Here is a 301-nt window from a genome sequence, read left to right on the forward strand (position 1 = left end):
ACAAGGCCAGCTTCGAGCTGTCCGACGAAGAACTGCAGAAGATCGTCGCCGAGGCCGACACGGGCGGGCGCAAGCCCACCGGGCTGACTGCACAGCTGCTGCTGATGGTGGCGCTGGGGTGGTCGCTGTTCCAGCTGTGGATCGCCTCGCCGCTGCCGTTCTCGCTCGGCGTGTTCGTGTTCAACGACACCGAGGCGCGCGCGATCCACCTCGGGTTTGCCGTCTTCCTCGCCTTCGCCGCCTACCCCGCCTTCAAAGGCTCGCCGCGCGCGTACGTGCCGGTGTTCGACTGGGTGCTCGC

Annotated in this window: 1 pseudogene; it reads left to right on the forward strand. The window is 67.8% G+C overall.

Annotated elements, in window-relative coordinates:
* Positions 1-301 (forward strand): annotated as a pseudogene (locus ACNKW1_RS15775) (C4-dicarboxylate ABC transporter); the annotation flags it as partial.

This window comes from Thauera sp. WH-2, from assembly GCF_048321015.1.
Lineage (GTDB): Bacteria > Pseudomonadota > Gammaproteobacteria > Burkholderiales > Rhodocyclaceae > Thauera.